The sequence below is a fragment of the Microcoleus sp. B9-D4 genome (assembly GCF_036705105.1).
In the GTDB taxonomy this organism is placed as follows: domain Bacteria; phylum Cyanobacteriota; class Cyanobacteriia; order Cyanobacteriales; family Microcoleaceae; genus Microcoleus.
Window position 1 is genome coordinate 140,244 of the sequence record NZ_JAUBTS010000009.1, and the last position, 21,275, is coordinate 161,518.

The 21,275-nt window shown below is 46.5% G+C and carries 14 protein-coding genes, 2 pseudogenes and 1 CRISPR repeat array (1 of these 17 only partly in view); of the genes and pseudogenes, 6 read left to right on the forward strand and 10 right to left on the reverse strand.

Features of this window, described 5'->3' with window-relative positions:
• Positions 1 to 186 precede the first annotated feature (186 nt).
• From QUB24_RS08355 to QUB24_RS08370, 4 genes are all read right to left on the reverse strand, one after another.
• Positions 187 to 3,105 (reverse strand): S-layer family protein, encoded by a 2,919-nt coding sequence (locus QUB24_RS08355; protein WP_333152359.1) that lies wholly within the window; start codon positions 3,103 to 3,105, stop codon positions 187 to 189.
• 65 nt (positions 3,106 to 3,170) lie between these two features.
• A complete protein-coding gene (locus QUB24_RS08360) occupies positions 3,171 to 6,062 on the reverse strand; it encodes a two-partner secretion domain-containing protein (protein ID WP_333152360.1) in 2,892 nt (963 codons plus the stop codon).
• A gap of 65 nt (positions 6,063 to 6,127) precedes the next feature.
• Positions 6,128 to 9,082, reverse strand: a complete 2,955-nt coding sequence (locus QUB24_RS08365) for an S-layer family protein (protein ID WP_333152362.1) — start codon at positions 9,080 to 9,082, stop codon at positions 6,128 to 6,130.
• A gap of 106 nt (positions 9,083 to 9,188) precedes the next feature.
• The gene (locus tag QUB24_RS08370) at positions 9,189 to 9,806 is read right to left on the reverse strand and encodes a Uma2 family endonuclease (RefSeq protein ID WP_333152364.1); all 618 of its coding nucleotides are present in this window, start codon (positions 9,804 to 9,806) and stop codon (positions 9,189 to 9,191) included.
• 238 nt (positions 9,807 to 10,044) lie between these two features.
• Between QUB24_RS08370 and QUB24_RS08375 the strand changes: the two genes are divergently transcribed.
• The 6 genes and pseudogenes from QUB24_RS08375 (at position 10,045) to QUB24_RS08400 (ending at position 13,326) form a co-directional block, all read left to right on the forward strand.
• Positions 10,045 to 10,275, forward strand: a complete 231-nt coding sequence (locus QUB24_RS08375) for a DUF433 domain-containing protein (RefSeq protein ID WP_333152367.1) — start codon at positions 10,045 to 10,047, stop codon at positions 10,273 to 10,275.
• A gap of 135 nt (positions 10,276 to 10,410) precedes the next feature.
• A complete protein-coding gene (locus QUB24_RS08380) occupies positions 10,411 to 10,962 on the forward strand; it encodes a DUF6036 family nucleotidyltransferase (RefSeq protein WP_333152369.1) in 552 nt (183 codons plus the stop codon).
• Positions 10,959 to 11,249 carry a hypothetical protein gene (locus QUB24_RS08385; protein ID WP_333152371.1) on the forward strand — a complete coding sequence of 97 codons (291 nt, stop codon included), beginning with the start codon at positions 10,959 to 10,961 and terminating at the stop codon, positions 11,247 to 11,249. Before QUB24_RS08380 ends, QUB24_RS08385 begins: the two co-directional genes overlap by 4 nt.
• A 131-nt stretch (positions 11,250 to 11,380) precedes the next feature.
• A pseudogene (locus QUB24_RS08390) lies at positions 11,381 to 11,612 on the forward strand (DUF433 domain-containing protein).
• A 177-nt stretch (positions 11,613 to 11,789) separates the two neighbouring features.
• Positions 11,790 to 11,942: a DUF5615 family PIN-like protein gene (locus QUB24_RS08395; protein WP_333152388.1), complete on the forward strand. Its 153-nt coding sequence runs from the start codon at positions 11,790 to 11,792 to the stop codon at positions 11,940 to 11,942.
• 637 nt (positions 11,943 to 12,579) lie between these two features.
• Positions 12,580 to 13,326 carry a hypothetical protein gene (locus QUB24_RS08400; RefSeq protein WP_333152373.1) on the forward strand — a complete coding sequence of 249 codons (747 nt, stop codon included), beginning with the start codon at positions 12,580 to 12,582 and terminating at the stop codon, positions 13,324 to 13,326.
• Positions 13,327 to 13,473: 147 nt separating this feature from the next.
• On the opposite strand, the gene QUB24_RS08405 is transcribed toward QUB24_RS08400, so the two are convergent.
• From QUB24_RS08405 to QUB24_RS08430, 6 genes and pseudogenes are all read right to left on the reverse strand, one after another.
• Positions 13,474 to 13,698: a hypothetical protein gene (locus QUB24_RS08405; RefSeq protein WP_333152374.1), complete on the reverse strand. Its 225-nt coding sequence runs from the start codon at positions 13,696 to 13,698 to the stop codon at positions 13,474 to 13,476.
• A 95-nt stretch (positions 13,699 to 13,793) separates the two neighbouring features.
• Positions 13,794 to 15,956 carry a ShlB/FhaC/HecB family hemolysin secretion/activation protein gene (locus QUB24_RS08410; RefSeq protein WP_333152376.1) on the reverse strand — a complete coding sequence of 721 codons (2,163 nt, stop codon included), beginning with the start codon at positions 15,954 to 15,956 and terminating at the stop codon, positions 13,794 to 13,796.
• Positions 15,957 to 16,125: 169 nt separating this feature from the next.
• Positions 16,126 to 16,368, reverse strand: a complete 243-nt coding sequence (locus tag QUB24_RS08415) for a hypothetical protein (protein ID WP_333152378.1) — start codon at positions 16,366 to 16,368, stop codon at positions 16,126 to 16,128.
• A gap of 310 nt (positions 16,369 to 16,678) precedes the next feature.
• Positions 16,679 to 17,686, reverse strand: coding sequence for a protochlorophyllide reductase (locus QUB24_RS08420; protein WP_333099251.1), 1,008 nt, complete (start codon positions 17,684 to 17,686; stop codon positions 16,679 to 16,681).
• A gap of 391 nt (positions 17,687 to 18,077) precedes the next feature.
• Positions 18,078 to 19,196 (reverse strand): alkene reductase, encoded by a 1,119-nt coding sequence (locus QUB24_RS08425; protein ID WP_333152380.1) that lies wholly within the window; start codon positions 19,194 to 19,196, stop codon positions 18,078 to 18,080.
• A gap of 160 nt (positions 19,197 to 19,356) precedes the next feature.
• Positions 19,357 to 19,479 (reverse strand): annotated as a pseudogene (locus tag QUB24_RS08430) (transposase); the annotation flags it as partial.
• Positions 19,480 to 19,547: 68 nt separating this feature from the next.
• Positions 19,548 to 21,275: direct repeats of the CRISPR family, unit length 36 nt; unit sequence GTTTCAATCCCTGGTAGGGTTTTAGGTTGTTTTCGG; it runs 5,691 nt beyond the window's last position.

A 21,275-nucleotide genomic window follows, 5' to 3' on the forward strand; every position in this document is an offset into this window, starting at 1 on the left:
TCGATGCGTTAATCCGCGTTAATCCGCCTACATCTGCGGTTAAACTGAGATGTTGCACCATTCTCAATTACTTGTTTAGGAACAGGCTTTTCGGCCTGTTCCACAATAAAATTCATCTCTTGTGGAATGGGCCCCAGAGCCCGTTCTTGAGAATGGTGCAAGATGTGAGGTCAAAAAAACCTAATTTCAACGCGGCACACAACCAGAACTCGGCCGAGGATTGCGAGAGTCAGCAGCATTACCCGGATTATATCCAACAAGCATAACTTCTCCTTGAGCATTCACCACCCAACCTTGCGCCGGAACAACTTCCTGATCGGGGATTTCCCCTTCTTCCTTCTTCTTCCCTCGATCGGTTACATCGGTTAAACCCTCTACATTCGTTGCCGAACTTCCTGCCTCTTCCACCCAATTAAACTGGCTCGAATTGCTGCTGAGGGCATCATTAGGACTCGGTGGCACTCCTCCTTTCCCAGTGACGGTAAATGCGCTCTCGGCCTCTTGCGTGCAGGGATTTGCCGCAATTAACGCAGCCGGATCGACCACATTTTGCGGCAGTTCCACTAAACCTTGAGCCGGATTCACTCCAGAAGCACTAAATGTTACAGTACCTTGCAAAGCCGGGCCGCTACTTTGGGAAATCGCCGCAATATCGCTGGTAGGAATGAGAGAAGTCGGACTTACTTGCAACGCTGCAAATTGATTATCAGTCAGTCCTAAACTACTCCTGGCTTGGTCGCGGTTAAGGCTTGTAAAGCCAAAAATATTTGGTACATTGACCGTAACTTGTCCGCCCCTAGCTGTGCGAGCATTAGCTGTAATATCACTATTCTCTCGCGGTAAAGCTACCAAAATATCGCTATTAATTCTGATATTACCGCCCTCAGAAATACCTGCATCCGTGGTGATTCTACTACCGCGCCGCAACTGAATGTCTTGCGCTTGTAGGTTGATATTTGCCCCTGTGCCAGAGACGGTTGTGCCATCAATGATGCTTTTATTATCCAGGGAAATTGAGTTAGCTACCACGTTAATATTGCCAGCCCTACCTGTTCCTGAAGATTGAACATTAACAACTGCACTATCCCGAATAATCAATTGATTAGCATTCAAATTCAACGAGCCTGCATTTCCGCTAGCAGTGGGATTGACAGCATTAAACGCCCTACCAACCGAGGCCTCAATTCCACTCCTCAACCCACTGTTACTCCCAATACCTTGCACTTGTAAGCGATCGGCATTAATTGTAATATCTCCTGCATCTGCTATACCCAAAGAAGCCGCAGAAATAACCCCCCCATTCTGCACAGTTAGTTTAGGTGTTGAGAGGCGGATATCTCCACCTCTACCAGAACTTGCAGTTTGAGTAACAAAAGAACTTGCTACATAGCCCGCATTCTCCAAAAATCTTGACTCGCCACTCACTTCTATAGACTCGGAGGCTCTCACAGTTAAATTTCCTCCCGTCCCCCCACTTGTAGAAAACACAACTTCGCCAAAAATAGCACCAGTCGTTAAACTAATTGTGGCTCCATTAGAAACACTCAGCCGCTTAGTGTCGATGCTAATATCCCCACCTTTTCCATTCCCATCAAAAGTATTCGTGCCGAGCCGAGTTTGCCCTAGACCTACAGGAAGACTACCCGATAATTCCACAGATTCACTCGCTTTAATCGCGATATTCCCCGATGCTCCATCACTAAGGCTGAAGCTCGCAAACGCACCGCCATCGCGCAGTATTAAGCGTTGCGCTTCAACAGAGATGTTTCCGCCTTGACCAGTGCTTTCGTTCGTTGTTCCGTTATAGAGCGTTGAACTGACGAGTTCGACCGTGTTGGCGCGGATAGCCAGATTTCCGCCATTCCCAGCACCAAAGGTGGGGGCACCGCCCACTACCCCATTGCTCATCAACAGCCGTCCGGCTTCAATGTTAATATCTCCGGCTGCTCCACTGCCAAGAGCGCTAGTGAACAGAACAATTTGCGAAATAAAGGGGTTGCCTGTTCCAGATGTCTGAAAATTTTCTGTAAGCTGCTGATAGCCCTCAATTCCCAACCCGATCATTTCTACTGAGTCAGTAGCGCGGATGTTGATATCGCTTCCTCTCCCCTCTCCCAGTGTGGAGGCGAAAATTTGCGATCCCCCCTCTACTCGCAAGTTTTGGGAATTGATGTCAATGCCTCTACCATTTATATTTCCGAGTGTCAGTCCATAAATTCCTGAACCGTTAAGATTAATATTTCCCCCTCGAATATCGACTTTCCCACCTCCTAATCCGCTGGTATTTATAAATGCACCGTTCATTTCTATATTGCCGAAGTTCTGAATATTGCCATAGTTTAAATTCAGACCTAAAGCTGTTGGTTCAAATTGCACTAAACCTGGACTGTTGACACTACCGAGAAGAATTTGTCCGGTATAAGCAGTTAGATTTCCTCCTTGGAGTTGAATATCACCGCCAATTAATGCTAAAGTTTGACCTGGGTCTACTGCTAAACCGAGTTTTTCAAAAGCAGGAATTTCTATGGGGAGTGGCGGTAAGGCTGATGTAGGAGCCTTTGTTTGGGAAGAGTTGACAATTGTGCCGGGATTGTCTCTAAATCTTAAACCCACAGGAATATTAATCGCTAACAATGGCACTGCATTAGAATTAGCTGCACTAAATTCAAAGCCATTATCAAAGAGAATGCCACTACCAGTTGAACCGATAAATGCTCCACGCAAATCTAACCGAGCATTGGGGCCAAAGACAATTCCTTTGGGATTAAGTAAAAATAAGTTGGCATTTCCTTGAACTCCCAACACACCTAAAATATTAGAAGGGTTGCCACCAGTAACGCGGGTGAAAATGTTAGCAATTCCGCTGGGATTGGCAAAATATGCTCCCCGCCCTTCACGGATGTTAAATTCGCGCAAGCTGTGAAAGAGGTTAACGCCGCGAGTTGCACCCCCTTCTATTCTGTCCGAGGGTAAGTTATTAACTGTGTCGGGAACTGTGCGCGAACTTTCTGTTCCCAAGCTATTATCGGGGATAATTTGGGCGATCGCAGGGACAGGAAACAGCAGTAAAAATGCAAAAAATAGGGCGGAAGATTGGCGGGGCATCTTTTAAGTCCTGTTAATTTAGTATTAGGAATAGGGCAAGGGGTTAGCTAAAAGCTGAAGAGTACCTATTGAGGTACGCAAACACCCGTCGGTTTCGGACTGCGAAGAGATGCACCACCACCAGAATTATAGGCTACCAGCGTTACTTGTCCTCGATCGTCTATTACCCAACCTTGAGCGGGAATAATTTCTGTTGGTCGAATTTCTATGGAGGCTCTTTGACCTTCTATTTGCTGACTTCCACCTACCGCTGGTTCCACCCAAGGCAACGGCGATAGAGGGCTGCTGAGGACATCATTAGGACTGAGTGGCACTCCTCCTTTCCCAGTGACGGTAAATGCGCTCTCGGCCCCTTGGATGCAGGGATTTGCAGCAATTAACCCAGCCGGATTCACCACATTTTGTGGCAGTTCCACTAAACCTTGAGCGGGATTCACCCCTGAAGAACTAAATGTAACACTACCTTGCAAAGCCGGGCCGCTACTTTGGGAAATCGCCGCAATATCGCTGGTAGGAATTAAAGATGTAGGACTTACTTGCAACGCTGCAAATTGAGTATCTGTTAATCCCAAACTCGCTCGAACCTGTTCACGAGTCACTGATGTAAACCCGAAAACATTGGGGACATTAATATTGACGCGTCCACCTTGGGCCGATCGCGCATTAGCAGTAATATCGCTATTTTCCTTGGGTAAAGCCACCAGAATATCGCTTTTAAGGTTGATATTGCCACCATCAGAAATACTTGCATCAGTTGTAATTCTGCTGGCTCGGCGCAACTGGATATCTCGTGCTTCAAGGTTAATATTTGCTCCGGGGCCGGATGCCGTTCTACCGTCAATGCTGCTTTGGTTGTCAAGAAAAATTGAGTCTGCTTTGACGTTAATGTTACCAGCCCGTCCCGATCCCAAAGCTTGCAGATTGAGTGTTCCTTCATTGCGAAGAATCAATTCCCCGACATTTAGATTCAACGAACCTCCGTTAGCCGTAGCATTAGGATCTATAATGTCAGATGCAATCCCAACGGAAGTCTGAATTTGACTGTTAAATTCACCTTGACCCCCATTCCCAATAACTTCTACACGACCCGCATCGATGGTAATGCTTCCGGCATCTCCTTGACCTAAAGATGCAGTGCTAATTACTCCTCCATCCCGGAGAGTCAGTACAGGTGTAGAAATGTTGATACTCCCTCCCCGATTAGCAGTATTGGCATCAGCGCAGATGAAACTGGGATTCCGACTCCCGTTCGCCAAAACTCCAGAAAAACCCTCGACTGTTACTGACTCAGTGGCCCTAACGGTCAAATTACCTCCGGGCCCCCCAGTTGTATTCAACGGTTGGTTGCCCACAACTGCTCCGCTAGATAAACTAATTCCGCCTCCTTGGGAGACAATCAACCGCTTCGTGTCGATATTAATGTCCCCGGCTTGCCCATTCACACCGCTCGCAGTTGACCCAATTAAACTTGCTACCGGACTTCCAGTGGGAGTCCGCAGCACTTCTACTGATTCATTCGCTTTAATGTTGATATTCCCCGCTCCTCCTTCACCGCGGGTGAGGCTGATCAGAGCAGCACCATCGCTCACGGTTAAACGTTCTCCCTCAAAGGTGATATTTCCTCCCCTACCCGTACTCCCCAAAAGTGGGCCACTGTGGATTGCAGAAGCGACCATATCTAAAACCCCGGCACGGATGGTAATATTTCCGGCGTTGCCAGCACCTAACGTGGTGGTAGTCAATGCGCTTCCATTGTCTATCAACAGTTTTCCCGTATCAATCGTGATGTTTCCGGCGGCTCCCATGCTATTAGTGCCAGTGATTAGGACAAGTTGGGGGTCAAAAGGGTCGAAAGAGCCAGATACCGTATACTGACCACCAAACACTCTATAGTTATCTAATCCTATTCCGAGCGTTTCTACTGAGTCGGTAGCCCGGATATTGACAGCGCCTCCCGCACCAATTCCTGCTGTCAGAGTGGATATTTGCGCTCCACCTTGGGCCCGAAAATTTTGAGCGTTAATATCGATACCCCTACCATCGATATTTCCCAAGGTCAGTGCATAAATTCGCCCATTATTTAGCCTGACATTTCCACCTAGAATCTCGACTTTCCCGCCACCAACTCCACTGGTATTGATCAGTGAGCCGTTGGTTATTTCAATATTACCAAAGTTGGAAATCTTGTCATAGTTTAAACTTAATCCAAATGGCGTTGCCCCCAATCCAACTCTCCCCGGACTAGCGACGCTACCCAGCAAAATTTGTCCGGTTGATGCAGTGAGTGTTCCCTGATTTAATTCAATATCTCCTCCCACGAGGGCGAGAGTTTGTCCGGGATCAACTGAAGCGCCCATGTTATTGAAAATCTGCGGGATTCCAGCAGGTAATTGTGGTAAAGTCAAGGCTGGTGCTGCTGAAGAGTTAATGATTTTTCCCGGATTTTCTCTAAAGTTTAAACCTATAGGTATATTGACATTTAACAGCGGTTGTGATTGGGGATTACTGCTGCTGAATTGATAGCCATTATCGAAAACTACGCTATCAGCAGAACTTGCTAAAAATGAACCACGTAAATCTAATCTCGCATTTGGGCCGAAGACAATTCCTTTGGGATTAAGTAAAAATAAGTTGGCATTTCCTTGGACTCCCAACACACCTAAAATATTAGAAGGGTTTCCACCCGTAACGCGGGTAAAAATATTCGCAATTCCGTTAGGATTGGCAAAATATGCTCCTCTGCCTTCACCTACGTTAAATTGTTGTAAACTGTGAAATAAATTTACTCCGCGAGTTGCACCGCCTTCTATTCTGTCGGATGGTAAGTTATTAATCGTGTCGGGAACTGTGCGCGAACTTTCTGCACCCAAGCTGCTGTCAGGGATGATTTGGGCGATCGCAGGGACAGGAAACAGCAGTAAAAATGCAAAAAATAGGGCGGAAGATTGGCGGGGCATCTTTTAAGTCCTGTTAATTTAGTATTAGGAATAGGGCAAGGGGTTAGCTAAAAGCTGAAGAGTACCTATTGAGGTACGCAAACACCCGTCGGTTTCGGACTGCGAAGAGATGCACCACCACCAGAATTATAGGCTACCAGCGTTACTTGTCCTCGATCGTCTATTACCCAACCTTGAGCGGGAATAATTTCTGTTGGTCGAATTTCTATGGAGGCTCTTTGACCTTCTATTTGCTGACTTCCACCTACCGCTGGTTCCACCCACGGAAACGGTTCTTCTGCGCTGCTGAGAACTTCATTAGGACTCGGTGGCAATCCCCCCCGACCAGTCACAGTAAACTCGTTCTCAGCCCCTTGGATGCAGGGATTTGCAGCAATTAACGCAGCCGGATTGACCACATTTTGTGGCAGTTCCACTAAACCTTGAACGGGATTCACTCCAACAGAACTAAATGTTACCGCCCCTTGCAAAGCCGGGCCGCCACTTTGGGAAATCGCGGCGATGTCGCTGCTAGGAAGCAGAGATGTAGGACTTACTTGCAACGCTGCAAATTCGGCGTCACTGAGCCCTAACCTGCTTCTGACTTGTTCGCGACTCGCTGCTGTAAAACCAAAGACATTGGGGACATCGATATTCACGCGGCCGCCGCCTGCTGTGCGGGCGTTGGCTGTGATGTCGCTGTTTTCTTGCGGGAGGGCGACAAGAATGTTGCTGTTGAGGTTGATATTGCCGCCGTCAGAAGTGCCTGCATCCGTCGTAATTCGGCTGTTGCGGCGCAATTGGATATCATCTCGCGCTTGCAGGTTAATATTTGCTCCTGTACCGGATATAGTCGTGCCGTCAATACTGCTTTTATTGTCAAGGTCGATCGAATTTGCGACAATATTGATATTACCAGCGCGTCCGGTTCCCGTAGCCTGCACTGTCACTGTAGCTCCATCTCGGACAATTAGTCGATCGGCATTCAGATTCAACGAACCGGCATTTGCTGTAGCATTAGGATTAGTACCAAATATCTTGCCCACGGAAGCATCAATTGTACTGACAAACAGACCATTATTTCCGCTGCCACTGACCTCAATGCGATCGGCATTAACAGTAATATTCCCCACATTTCCTACACCCAAAGAACTCGTAGAAACTATCCCTCCATCCCGCACAGTCAGGCTTGGCGTATCAATCCGAATATCCCCACCACGACTCGAACTCAAAGTTCCAGAAGTCAGCGCGCTAGCATTCTGAATTCCGCTGGTCAAAACTTGAGAAATACCAGAAATTTCTACTGATTCACTAGCCCTAACAGTTAAATTTCCCGCAGGCCCCCCCTCCTGAGAAAACAAAAACCTGCCAACTAAAACACCTGTTCCTAAAGTAAAAGCAGAACCATCAGAGAGAGTCAACCGCTTCGTATCAACGTTAATATTCCCCGCCCTTCCGTTAGAACCGATACTCAGCGTGCTGATTCCAGTTGACACAACAGTTCTCGGGCCGCTGTTAGACAATTCTACTGATTCAGCAGCTTTAATGTTGATATTCCCCGACGGGCCGCTGCTGTAACTTGTAGTACCCAGAAGAGAACCGTCGCGCATAATTAATCTGGCGACATCAACACTAATACTTCCTCCCGCACCGGTACTTTCTTTAGCTGTCCCGTTGTTAATTCCCGAACCCACCATCTCAAAAGTATTGGCGCGAATGATTAAATTTCCGCCATTTCCACCACCAAAAGTGATGCCGCTACCTACTACGCCATTGTTGAATAGCAGGCGGCCGGTGTCGATCGTAATATTCCCCCCCGAACCAGCGCCAGCACTAGCATTCAACAGCACAAATAGCGGGTCAAACGGGTCTGTAGTTCCCGATACCAAATATTTAATTGCAACCTGTTGATAGCCCTCAACTCCCAGCCCGATCATTTCTACTGAATCAGCAGCCCGCAAGTTGATATTACCTCCTGCACCATTTCCTAGAGTCAGGGTAGAAAATTGCGTTCCGTTTTCCACTCGCAAATTTTGAGCGCTGATATCGATACCTCTACCATCAATATTTCCCAGTGTCAGCGCATAAATTCGTGCACCGCTGATGGCGACATTTCCACCTTTTAACTCTACTCTGCCGCCACCGCTGCCGCTAGTGTTGATTAGTGAGCCATCGGCTATTTGAATATTGCCGAAGTTTTGAATATTATCATAATTTAAAGTTAAATTTCCCTTTTCCCCCGCTGTTATTGCAAAATTAACTAAACCGGGACTGGCGACGCTACCGAGTAAAATTTGTCCGCCGCTGGCGGTTAAATTGCCGCCTTGGAGTTGGATGTCGCCGCCAATCAGTGCTAAAGTTTGACCTGGTTCTACTGCTAAACCAACTCGATCGCTAATTGGGATTGCCACAGCAGAGGCTGGCAGGTTTACCTTTCCTACAGCCGTCGATTGATTGACAATTGCACCGGGATTGTCTCTAAATCTTAAACCAACGGGAATATTAACGGTTAACAGCGGGGATGTTTGCGGGTTGGTGCTGTTGAATTCAAAGCCGTTATTAAACACAATACTGTCAGCAGTTGAACCGATAAAGGAACCGCGCAAATCTAACCGAGCGTTCGGCCCGAAGACAATTCCTTTCGGGTTAATTAAAAATAAATTGCCGTTTCCCAGAACTCCCAGAGTTCCTAAAATATTTGAGGAGTTTGATCCCGTAACGCGGGTGAAAATGTTGGTAATTCCGCTGGGATTTTCAAAATAAGCTCCCCGCCCTTCACGGATGTTAAATTCGCGCAAGCTGTGAAATAGGTTAACGCCGCGAGTTGCGCCGCCAGTGATTCTATCGGAGGGTAAATTGTTGATAGTATCGGGAACAGTCCGTGAACTTTCCGGGCCCAGGGTATTATCGGGAATGATTTGGGCGAAGCTTTTCGAGGGAAATAGCAACAGGAAAGCAAACAGTAGCGAGTAACTTACGGGCGGCCAAAATGCCCAACCCCTACTCCCCACAATAAAATCTACTCTTTGTGGAACAGGCATCTTGCCTGTTTTTGAGAATGGTGAAAATAGTAACGAGTAATGCAAGCGAGGCATAAAAACACTCTTTCCAGGATAAAGTTTATCGGTGTAATCTCATCTCGTTGCTCTAAAGGTTTTGAATTTGGCTGCTGAGTACAAGTTGCTCGACTGTGATTTCTAGTTCGGGAAAAGTTTTAGAGATAACGCGCTCATTACCTCTAAAACTTTGAACTAAATAACTGCCATTTTCCAAAGAGTAAACGAAAACTGTGGGAATTTTTGGATTTCCTAGATAAGCCCTAGAAGCGATCGCTAAATAATCCACAATCCAATACTCACAAATGCCGAGGCGTTGATACTCATCTAGCTTATCCACATAGTCGTCTTCCCAGTTAGTTGAGGTAACTTCAACTGCTAATTGGATAGGTTCGGTAAGAGCTCCGTAGCCACGTACATTGCTGTTCCATACAGATGCCTTAACCACGCCAACATCAGGATTTCTGCCTTGTTCTTGTCCTGAAGCTGTGACAGTTCTCAAAACTATATCTTTGTCAACGATATAGTCAAGCCCCAAGCGATCGCTTTCTTTGTCGAAAGACTTAACCAGATATCGTGCCACATTTTTATGAGCTCTGGTTGCTTCCACTTTGACAATCTCTCCATTTACAAGTTCGTAGATGCCCGATCCGTCTGGGTACTTTTCGAGAAAATCTGCAAATGTTAGTTTAGTTTTTGTCTGAACCATAAGACAAGCCCTCTTGTGTTAACTAGGTTAGGATTTATATCGTTTCCGGTTCCATCATAATTATATATTTGGATCGTATCAGTGCGAGTGTCCCCGCTCGCGACCCAAGTACCGATCGAGACCGCCACTTAATAAAATTTGACCGTCAGCGCTAAAAATAACTGACAACCTTGCCAGATCCACAGCCATAGGCTAAGATTTTGCAAAGGTCGAGAACACAATCTTACCAAGCTTTTTTATGAACTACCGAAACCACATCACGATCGAACCAAATAAACGCGGTGGTAAGCCTTGTGTACGCGGCTTGCGAATTACGGTTTATGAAGTGCTTGAGTACCTGGCTTCCGAGATGACCGAAGCAGAAATTCTGGACGATTTCCCCGATATGACGCGACAAGATTTAAAAGCCTGCATAGCTTATGCTGCTGACCGTGAGCGTCGGTTTATGACCGATCCCTTATCCGCATGAAATTACTTTTTGAATAAAACTTTTCGCCCAAGTTACCGAACAGTTTGAGCGATATTTTTTCAAATATAATAAAGATAGCTTTTTTCAGTGCGACGGCTGAAGAAATCTGTTTATGTTTAAATATGTGTGTAGAATATGCGTCCGAACGTTGACTCTCAGAAGATAGAACGATTGATGCAAGTCTTGGGTAGAGAAGCTCAGGGTTCAGGCTGCATTTATTTTACGGGTGGTGCTAGTGCCCTACTGATTGGATGGCGGAGTTCCACAGTTGATATCGATATTCGTCTAGATCCTGAACCCCCAGGCATCTTTCAAGCGATAGCCAAAATCAAACAAGAATTGAACATTAATATTGAACTAGCTTCCCCACAGGATTTCTTACCTCCACTTCCGGGCTGGCGTGACAGGAGCATCTTCATTGGCAAACACGGTCAAATCTCGTTTTATCACTATGACTTCACAGCCCAAGCGCTCTCCAAACTATCCAGGGGATTTGACCGTGACATTAAAGATGTTCAAGCCATGTATGAAAATAAATTATTTTTCTTAGAAGAACTACGTGATAGCTTTGAAGCCATTGCACCCGAATTAATACGATTCCCCTCTCTTAATCCTGATGTGCTTAGAAGCAAACTTGAGAACTTCATCGAAAGTTTTGAAGGTAACTCAGAGGAGGAACAGTCATGAGCTTGAATGAGTTGCCGGGAGCAGAGCTAATTCTACCTGGATTGGACGATCTTCATCATGGTAAGATGAATACAGTTGGGTCATTGTTAGTCGCGATCGCAGCAACGCGCCTAGCTGAAGCCGGCTTAGATGTTCCTAAAGATCGTCTAGCAGCAGAGCCAGAACTGACCCTGTATGCTCTTCTTGAAGATGAACGGGATGATGCCTACCTCTATTACAATGCTTTGCTGAATCGCCTGAATAGCTTTTGCAACGCACTTGAACTTCGTTATATGTATAAGCTATGAGAATTGGATTACGTTAGTTCAAAAAAATTTTGCGCGATCGTATTAAAAACAAGATTGACAACCTTGCCAGATCCGCAGCCATAGGCTAAGATTTTGCCAAGGTCGAGAACACAATCACGATAATTCCAACTATGAACTACCGAAACCACATCACGATCGAACCAAATAAACGCGGTGGTAGGCCTTGTGTACGTGGCTTGCGAATTACGGTTTATGAAGTGCTTGAGTACCTGGCTTCCGAGATTACCGAAGCAGAAATTCAAGGGTGATTTTCCCGATCTGACGCGAGAAGATTTAAAAGCCTGCATAGCTTATGCTGCTGACCGTGAGCGTCGGTTTATGACCGCCCCATTATCCGCATGAAATTACTTTTTGATGAAAACTTGTCGCCCAATTTACCAACAGTTTGAGCGATATTTTCCCAAATTCGCTTCACGTCCTTTGATGTGGGCATGAAATCAACGATCGACCAAGTAGTTTGGGATTATGCATTCATACAATAATTTGATGATTGTCTCGAAAGACGCGGATATGCGCGATATGAGCTTAGTATTTGGGAATCCACCGAAAGTTATTTGGCTTCGCCTTGGAAACTGTTCGACCTGGCAAGTTGAAAATTTGCTACGTCGGGATTTTAACGCAATTAAATTATTTTATGAAGACGAGAATTTATCGCTGCTTGCTTTATCATAATGCACCAATGGCTTTGGGCCCATTTCCACGGTTTTTACAAAGGTCGAAAACAGAATGGCGATCGCCGCGAGAATGCACCGGAGTTGGAATAACGGTTGAATACTGAAATTTAGACAACTAATATGGGCGAATAATTACAGTAATTCGAGCCTGAGTAAGTTCTGATGAATGTCTCATTTTTTTATAGCGCCCCAGTGTTAGCTCTACTCTCTTGCACCCATCAACTTAAGTGCTTGAGTCGAATCCTGCGGCGAACTCGATCTAGGAAAGGAGATGCTGATGGGGATTAAGAAAGGGTTGACATACATCATCGATATGCGGTATTTTTAAACTATATGCAGTATTGTACCGCAACTGCGATACACTTATAAGATTTTTATCGGCGGCACGGTAAACAATTTGCAAAAGCTTAAGGTTTCTAGTATGGGGTGCTTCGATAAATCTAGTCGTTGCAACTGACGCGAATTTAAGATTGTTAGCTTCGTTGAGAGGCGATAGCGCGCAGTTGAACTAAATCGTTAGGCTGCTTAAGTCTACGGTGGGGCGCCAAGCAAGGATATTTGTCAGTGTTCAAAGTTAAGTTAACTGAGGCTATCTATTCGGCACTTTTTCAAGAAGGCGTTAGTTAGAAATACTTATGAGGAATAAGCTTGCAATCTTTGGTTTTTTAGTTGGTATTGCGATAGTGATTTTTCTGGCAGTTGTGCCGATCAAAGATGAGGTTTCTCCAGGAGGAACCTCATCAAATACGCCTTTACCTAGCATGTCGCCTCCTATGCCTTCACCTAGTGCTTCGCCCATACCTCCGACCTCTATGGGTATTGTGGATGAGATAGTGACTAACCTCGAATGGGGGAATATTGCATTTGACACACCCAAGAAAATGCAGTTTGAAGAACCTAAAATTATCGAATTGCTTTTATCGTCAACCAAATCTGTCCAAGAGCTTCAATCTTCTTTGAAGTCTCAGGAGCAGATTGAGTCGGCACGAATACAGATATCAAATCGAATGGAAGCAGACCTTTCGGGACAAGGTTTTAAGATTGAGGCATTAGTTCCACAGGAACAGGCTGTATACAGAGGCAAAACAACGCAGTGGAAATGGGAAGTCACCCCTACGAAAGATGGGAATCAGAATCTTTATCTTACCCTGTCAGCAATTATCAATGTATCGAATGAAAAAGTACCACTTGTTATACGAACATTTGATAAGACAATTAAAGTAGATGTTTCTGTAGGTCAGCAGATATCAACTTTTGTTTCTGGTAATTTGGAGTGGTTATGGGCAAGTATTCTTGTACCAATTTGTCCTTTTATCTGGAAGTGGTATAAAAAAAAACGGGACAAAAATCAGCCGCCTAACAACCCTGGTGCAGCGGATTGACCCAATCCGCTTGGGTGAGGTGCAAAGATCTCGGCAACCGCTGACCAGGAACGTTATGAGTGGTACAAATCCCCGCTGAACAACAATAGAAAACCATTTCTGCAGAAGCATACGCAAAAACTCCGTGTCTACCCTGCAGGAAGCAAGCTAGAGACCGGCGAGTGTCAAATCAAAGCCCCTAACGCTTTCAATGTCGCTTTTTGAGCATTCGTCAATTCCGTTGCCTCGAATATTCATGCCTTCATACAGATCGCCCATCAACGTCCTCATACAACATCCTGTCGCGACATCCCACAGCTTAATCGTGCGATCGAGGCCGCCACTTAATAAAATTTGACCGTCAGCGCTAAAGATGAAAAGACATCTCCACAAAAGTCAGTATTGAACAGGCAAGATGCCTGTTCCACAATAATTGTTGGAGAGGTCTAAAGTGTTGGGTTTAGATCGCACTCAACCCAACTTAAAATTTAGAAAGCAAAGTAATTAATCCGAAAGTATAAGCCTTTTTCCTGCAAAGTTCGATCGCCCGATCGAGCATTTATCAAAGGAATACCGTAGTCTAAACGCACATTCAACCGATCGCCCATCTGCCAAACCAGCCCCAAACCCGCACCCAGCAGTTTATCCGAGTCGGGATTCGGCTTTTCCTCCGAATTGTTCCACCCTAACCCAAAATCGATAAACGGAGCGACTTGCAACAATCCTTCGACTTCCGGGACACGCCAAACCGGAATTCGCACTTCTGCAGATGCGATCGCACCGCTATCAGTTAACAGCAAATCTTGGCGGTATCCGCGCACGCTTTGAACGCCGCCGATCCCGATTTGTTCGAGGGAAAGCAGGGGGCGATCGGCTAATTGAATGTCGGAACGCACAATCAGCAAGGTTTCTGGCGCTAACAGCCGCACGTACTGGGCTTGTCCGCGCCACGCCAGAAAACGGCTGTCCGGCCCGCTATCGTTCGCAGTAGCGCCGAACAGATTAGTGCCGAGGGAGAATTGCGATCGCGCCGCGAACACTTGGCTGGAACTCCGCTGCACGTATTCTTGAAAAAAGCGCACAGCCGAAACCCGCGTTTCACCGCGCTCGTTTGCTCCCGCTGAAAGCCCAAACTCTTTTCCAGAAAGGAATGTATCGCTTTCTTGCCGCGAAAAACTTAGTCCCAAAGCCAAAGTGCGATCGGGCTTTTCGACAATCGGCTGGCGGTAAGTTAACTCGTAAGTCCGCGATTTCCCCTCAATTTCAGCAGCATCAAACGGTTCCTCGATGATATTGGTGCTAGCAGCACTCGCAGCGAACCCAATCGTGCCGTTGCGCGCGTTGACGGGGACTGTGTAGCTGCCGTTAAATTCGTTGCTGCCGTCGGTGTTAGCATAAGATACCTCTAATCCGTCGCCCAAACCGAGCAAATTTGCTTGATTGATGCGAACACCGCGCCGAAAACTGCCGACGCTGGGCGATCGATTGTTGTCTGCGAACACTTCAGCGCTAAAGCTGTCTGCTTCTTTTACCCGCACTTCTAAGCGGCTGTTTTCCGGGCGGCTTCCGGCTTGGAGTTCGGCGGAAATAGTGCCAATTAAGGGGTCGAGTTGCAGCAGTTGCAAGGCTTCCAGCAACCGATCGCGATTGAGGGGCCGTCTGGTGGCGCGTTCAAGGCGCGATCGCACGTAATTTGAATTTAAGCGCCTGTTTCCACTAATCACAATTTCATCTAATCCGCCTTCTACAATCCGAATTTTCACCACACCTCCTTCTCTAGGAAAGGTTTGGTTGGCGGGAATTACAGCGCCGGAATTGATGTATCCGGCGGCTACATATTTTTGAGTGACGGCTGCTTCGGCTGCGATCAGTTCAGCAAAGGTGATTTCGCGGCCGGCAAACTGTTGCGTAACTTCTGCGAGTTCGCGATCGCTAAAAGCTGTGTTGCCCTCAAATTCAAAGCCAGCGACCTTAATTGTACCCAGAATGCCTGGTCTAATTTCGCTTTCAACGGGTGTTGGCTGCGTGGGTTGGAGGGGAGACGGCGCTGGGGGTTGCGGCGGCTCAGGAGCTGGTAATTCGGGTTCTCGTGGCCGAATTGGGTTGGGCAGTTGGGCAAGTTGGGAGGCTCGATCGATACCCAAATCAATTTTTTGTCGGTCAATATTGTCTTCTAGTTTTTGATCTGAGTTAAAAAGCTCGGTTTCTGGAGTTTTTGTGCTAAATGTGCGATCGGGCTGAGATGTTGCACCATTGTCAATCAGCCTTTTACGGGCGGGCAGGATGCCCACCCCACAATCAAACTCACTCGTTGTGGAACAGGCATCTTGTCTGTTCTTGACAATGGTGTAAGATGTCACATCGACTGAATTTCCTGCAGACGGCGGTAAGTCGGAAGTTTCCGCCGCCACCGAGTGTTCTGACTCTGTGGGTAACTGCGTTTCCTCGTCTTTTACGGGCAAGTCTTCGCGTTTGTCAAGATTAGTATCGGGAAGGAAAGCTCGATCGTCTCTGCTGCTAACTGCGGCCAAATCCTCAACATTTGAGGTCAAAATTTCAACTGTGCTAGCGGAGGTTTTCGCAGGTGTTCCCAGCCCAACTAACCCAAAGATTCCAGCGAGTAAAAATAGTTTTTGCGATCGACAAGCCATAGGATATAATTATTATCTCGCTTAAGTGGGGGAAAATATTTTCAGGAAGTCAGCACCCTCAAGTAAAAATCAATCTTAACAGCCAAAAAGGAAACAGCCGTCGCAGCCAACAGTTTCGGCGACGGCTACAAACCAAAAGGTCGATCGACGGCTGTTCATTTCCCAAGACTTACGCTTCAATCGGGTGATTATCCGAAAAAATATCGTGTAAGTCGATCGTAAACAGTAAAAAAAACCAAAATTTTTTGGTTGCAAAACCTACCCTTTCATGGTAATGCAGCGAGCAGAATAGTCCTGGACGCCAGGGTAAACCAGAAACCGGGTTGTGTCCGAAAATACGCGCTACAACTGATATCTGGCACCATTCATTCTCAATAATTTTTTTATAAACAGGCTTTTCGGCCCGTTCCACAAGAGATAAATTTTCTTGTGGAACAGGCCGAAAAGCCTGTTCTGAAGAATGGTGGAAGATGTGAGTTACGCCTGTTCCACAAGAGATAAATTTTCTTGTGGAACAGGCCGAAAAGCCTGTTCTGAAGAATGGTGGAAGATGTGAGTTACAACCCGCAAAGCCACTAAAAAACCCGGTTTCTTTGATTTTGGTGCATCATCCCAAATCCGACTTTAATACCCCTTTATTCTTGAGTCAGCGTCTACCCACATCCTGTGCGTAGACGCCGTTTCAACAGCCAAGCCTGATCAAGGGGATTTGTAACTCTGAATTATGCAGACCGGCCCGCACCAGCCGCAGCACCCATTTGAGCCCCGTCAGTCAATCCCACCAACTTAGCACTCAACTCCCACATCCGCTCGCCTTTTTCATCATCGCGGGCCTGCGGAGAAACCTTCTGCACAAAAGACTTACCATCTTTTTTCTGGCGATTTCCCCAACTCCAATAAGCCCCAGATTGCTTGTACTCTGGATCAGCAACCACCATCGCCAGCCTTTCTCCCGCCAACTCCTGCGATACATAACCCCCGGTGATATTCTTCTGAAACAGCGGGAACAGCTTCTGAAATAGGGGATAGTGATTGCGGAAAAGCGGCGTATCCGCAACGCATCCCGGATAAAGCGAAGTGAAAGTAATCCCCGTGGATTCATGAAAACGGCGGTGCAATTCTCGCATCGTCAGCACATTACAAACTTTGCTATCTTTGTAAGCCTTGACTGGTTCAAACTTCTTGCCATCAACCATCGAAATCGGGTCTTTGAAACCCGCTTCAAAACCCTCAAACTTGCCCAAATCCGGGCGCGGCGGAATCTTCCCGCCCAACTCGTCTGGATTGTGAGTCACAGTTCCCAAAATCACGATTCTCGCATCGGAATAATAGGAAGGCTTCATATTTTCCATCATCAGGTTGCACAGCAGGAAATGACCCAGGTGATTGGTAGTCATCGTCAACTCGTAACCCTCCGGGCTCCGCAGCGGTTCCTTAATCAAAGGCATATAAATCGCCGCGTTGCACACCAAAGCGTCCAGAGGCCTACCGCTGGCCTTAAATGCCCGAGCAAACCTACGCACACTCTCCAAATCGCCCAAGTCAATCTCCATGATGGAGAAACTGCCTTCAGGTATACCCAACTCTCGCGCAGCGTCTCCGGCTTTCCGCACGTCCCGACAGGCCATGACTACGTGCCATCCCTTGTCTGCGAGAGCTTTCGCGCCGTACAAACCGACGCCGGAGGAAGCGCCGGTAATGATAACCGTGGATTTGTGATTTTGTGCCATCTTGTTAAAAGCGCTTCCGCTATTGATTTTTTTCAGGCACTCAAACGCTGAGCTAGCAGCTTGGATGTTTTCAAGTACCCTATGGTTATTAGGATAGGAGGAAACGTTCTGGATCTCAACTGGGAGCCTCTCACTTTTGCCGACAAGCTAGAAATTGGAGGCAGGAGAGGGGAGGCAGGGGGCAGGAGGCAGGGGACGGGAGGCAGGAGCCATAAGAAGTGTTTTTACAAATAATAAATACTCGTTTTCAACGGGCGATTAAAATTAAATATGAGTCCAACTCTGACTCCTATTTTGAGAAATTAACCATACATCTTTTAGGGGCGGGTTGACCATTCTCTATGATGCACATACTCGGTATTTATTGATAAACCCGCCCCAACCAACTCAACTAAGAAATAGCTGCAGGTTCCTGATAGGTAGGGAAATCGATATAACCTTCAGGCCCAAAAGAATACCAGACGCCGACTTCAGCAGGCGGATTGAGTGGCCAACCATTAGTAAAACGCTCTACCAAGTCAGGATTGCTGATAAAATCCCGACCAAAAGCTATTAAATCCGCAACTTTGCTGCTCAGGGCCGTTTCAGCCTGTTCTTGAGTATATCCGCAGTTGCCGACGAGGGGCCCTGTAAACACATCGCGAAACTCTCCTATCATCATCGGCCTTCCCAATTCGTGAAAGCCAAATGCCAGACCGTCTACCAAGTGAAGGTAAGCTAAATCATAGGCATTTAACTGCTTCGCGAAATACAGAAAATCTTCTCGATATTCTGGAGAACCCATGTCATTGTAAACACCGTTGGGAGAAAGCCTAACTCCCACTCTGTTGGCGGGAAATACTGTGAGAATCGCCTCGACAATTTCCTTAAGAAAACGGTAGCGATTTTCAACTGATCCGCCATAGGAATCAGTGCGGTGGTTGGTTTTGGTTTGCAGGAATGTGTCAATGAGATAGCCGTTTGCCGCGTGAATTTCTACACCGTCAAAACCTGCCATTTTTGCCCGTTCCGCCGCCTTGCGATAATCTTCTACAACTAGGGAGATTTCATCGGTTTCTAGAGCGCGGGGAGTTTCGTAGGGTTGTTTGCCTAGAGGGGTATGAATGCCCTCTCCGTTTATTTTAATGGCAGAGGCTGCAACTGGCAATTGGTTGTTTTGATGAAAACTGCTGTGGGAAGCTCGTCCGCAGTGCCAAAGCTGCATGAAAATCGGCGTTTCGTGGGCATGAACCGCAGTCACAACTTGTTTCCAAGCTTCGCCTTGCTCGTCTGAATAAATACCGGGGGTATTGAGCCAACCATTAGCTTGAGTAGAAACCACTGTGGCTTCTGTAATGATTAAACCAGCGGAGGCTCGCTGAGTGTAATACTCTGCCATCAAGGCGTTGGGCATCCGCGCTTCACCGGCTCTGGCTCTGGTCATGGGTGCCATGAGTACCCGGTTTTTTAAGGGTAAATCTCCGATTTTGAAGGGACTGAGTAGGAGTGGAGAAGTTGTTTGAGTGGTCATAATTTTGAGGTTTTGTCAACTGAAGAATCTGGGAAATTACATTTAGCAACGGCCGGTGTTATGCTCCCAGGCGCAAGACATCCAAGGGTCGCCAAAATGCAAGCAATCAAACTCATCAAGCTGTTTACGAATTTGACTTTTTAGCCAAGACTCTTCTTTGTTCAATTTTGTTAAACTCTGGAGAGTATGGCGGTAAATATAATAGTCTACACCCTGCTGTTTGAATCAATTCCTGAATCGGAGCACTTTTATCAAATGTGAGATTATCGATGAGCACCACCTGTGCTGTGAGTGTTGGAAGTAAACTTGTTTAAGGCCAAGGAGATGAGTAAGGAGATAGATAGCTGCGAGGTTTCAATCCCTGGTAGGGTTTTAGGTTGTTTTCGGCATAAAAACTTAAATCGCACTTGGCCACTGCTTAAAGGTTTCAATCCCTGGTAGGGTTTTAGGTTGTTTTCGGCATGGCTTATTTCAAAGTACGAATTCAGCGCGAGAGTGTTTCAATCCCTGGTAGGGTTTTAGGTTGTTTTCGGGCTTAGAGAATTAAAGCGCTGAGTTTGAAGAGGATCGTTTCAATCCCTGGTAGGGTTTTAGGTTGTTTTCGGCCCCCTCCCTCGCAGCAATAACGCTACCATTTAAGCACTCAAAAGTTTCAATCCCTGGTAGGGTTTTAGGTTGTTTTCGGAATAACAAAACTTTGCGGCCTTCTGCGTGAGCGTTTCAATCCCTGGTAGGGTTTTAGGTTGTTTTCGCAGCCTTCCCACTGGCCGTAACCAGCATGAGGATCTAGGTTTCAATCCCTGGTAGGGTTTTAGGTTGTTTTCGGTTGAGGTTCGGCCGCCAAACCTTGCCTGTAAAGCGTGACTGCTTTTTTGTTTCAATCCCTGGTAGGGTTTTAGGTTGTTTTCGGCTTGATGCACGAGGCTCCAGCAGTGGAGTTGCCGAAGTTTCAATCCCTGGTAGGGTTTTAGGTTGTTTTCGGAAAACTAGAAGTAGTAAGTCTATTCCACTTTGTGTTTCAATCCCTGGTAGGGTTTTAGGTTGTTTTCGGCTAACAGAAACAAAACAGGGTGCAAGCTACGCATTAAAGTTTCAATCCCTGGTAGGGTTTTAGGTTGTTTTCGGTGCTTTGGTTCTGAAATGTTCACAGTTAGCCGATTTGTTTCAATCCCTGGTAGGGTTTTAGGTTGTTTTCGGTAAAATTGCTGCTGACCGTTTGGCAATCGCAATCTGGTTTCAATCCCTGGTAGGGTTTTAGGTTGTTTTCGGTTGTCAGTTGTGAGATCCGAAGAAAGTTACGAAAGTGTTTCAATCCCTGGTAGGGTTTTAGGTTGTTTTCGGTCGGGTCACCAAAGACTTCCAAATACTGTTTACGTGATGTGTTTCAATCCCTGGTAGGGTTTTAGGTTGTTTTCGGGTTCAAATCATTAATCAGCCCATTGCCTTGCCTCGTTTCAATCCCTGGTAGGGTTTTAGGTTGTTTTCGGCGATAGCACAGACCACACCGCGAACACTCAAGCTTTGAAAAGTTTCAATCCCTGGTAGGGTTTTAGGTTGTTTTCGGGCATCTGCACGTCAAACGGATTAAAGGCTCAAAACCATCGTTTCAATCCCTGGTAGGGTTTTAGGTTGTTTTCGGCCGGGTCAGGCCTTGGGCGATCGTACTTTAGTCAGAATTCGTTTCAATCCCTGGTAGGGTTTTAGGTTGTTTTCGGAAAAATTATTCCGCGTGGCAATAAAATTATTATTAAGTTTCAATCCCTGGTAGGGTTTTAGGTTGTTTTCGGCCTGCGCTTGAATCATGATATTATTGAGGTAATTGTTTCAATCCCTGGTAGGGTTTTAGGTTGTTTTCGGGTAGCCTCACAATTCATGGAAGTGATGGCAGTCTGTTTCAATCCCTGGTAGGGTTTTAGGTTGTTTTCGGGTTTGCATGATGTGGGGCGGTAGCGAACCGCCTAGTTTCAATCCCTGGTAGGGTTTTAGGTTGTTTTCGGTAAATAATAGCTTGGCGACACCTGCCATTAAGTGGTGTGTTTCAATCCCTGGTAGGGTTTTAGGTTGTTTTCGGGTCTGGAA